This window comes from Ralstonia sp. VS2407 (assembly GCF_052950655.1).
This window is the reverse complement of the sequence record NZ_JBRFVG010000144.1, coordinates 1-523: the sequence shown is the minus strand read 5'-3', so window position 1 is coordinate 523 and position 523 is coordinate 1. Positions and strand designations below refer to the sequence as shown.

Annotated in this window: 1 protein-coding gene; it reads left to right on the top strand. The window is 69.2% G+C overall.

Going from position 1 to position 523, the window contains the following annotated elements:
* Nucleotides 1–523: ATP-binding cassette domain-containing protein (locus tag ACU8YE_RS24300; protein WP_446929935.1), on the top strand; the 523-nt coding region annotated here is incomplete at both ends.

Sequence of the window (523 nt, the reverse complement as noted above, 5' to 3'; positions counted from 1 at the left end):
GTGGTGCCCGATGTGGTACGCGGCGTCGTCCGTGTGCTTCCTGATCGTGTTCGGGCTGTATTTCGCGCTGCCCGCCGAGCACGCGCGCTGGCTGTGGCGCGCGTCGCTGATCTTCGGCGCGGTGCCGGCGCTCGCGATCATCGCGGTACGCGGCCGCTACATGAACGAATCGCCGCTGTGGGCCGCGAATCAAGGCAAGCTGCGCGACGCCGCGCGCATCCTGCAGCTCGACACGCTGCTCGAACGCAAGCCGAAGGCGCTGTCGGGCGGCCAGCGGCAGCGCGTCGCGATCGCGCGCGCACTGATCGTCGAGCCGCGCGTGCTGCTGCTCGACGAGCCGACGTCGGCGCTCGACGTATCGGTGCAGGCGGAGATCCTCAATCTGCTGAAGCGGCTGCATCGCGAGCGCGGGCTGACGATGATCCTCGTGAGCCACAACCTCGCGGTCGTCGGGTTCCTCTGCAGCCGTGTCGCGGTGATGCGCGACGGCGCGCTCGTCGAGCAGCTCGGAATCGAAGACGTG